General features: G+C 56.5%; 1 tRNA gene. It reads left to right on the forward strand.

Annotation, left to right across the window (positions count from 1 at the left end):
- Window positions 1–157: 157 nt before the first annotated feature.
- Window positions 158–234: transfer RNA gene (locus KW821_RS21510), tRNA-Asp, on the forward strand.
- Window positions 235–255: the final 21 nt, after the last annotated feature.

Consider the following 255-nt stretch of genomic DNA (forward strand, 5'->3'; position numbering starts at 1 on the left):
AAACGCGGTAGCGCCGATGGTAGTGTGGCATTCGCCATGCGAGAGTAGGACACTGCCAGGCACCCAATTAAACAACGACGTGTACATCACGACGTTGGCCGAGAGGATGACACCTCGATGAAACGGCAGACGATTTAGCAGAAGCTAGCCAAATTGCGGAGCGGTAGTTCAGTTGGTTAGAATACCGGCCTGTCACGCCGGGGGTCGCGGGTTCGAGTCCCGTCCGCTCCGCCAATGATTAAGAAGCCCAGTCGA

This window comes from Aeromonas sp. sif2416, assembly GCF_019218665.1.
Lineage (GTDB): Bacteria > Pseudomonadota > Gammaproteobacteria > Enterobacterales > Aeromonadaceae > Aeromonas > Aeromonas encheleia.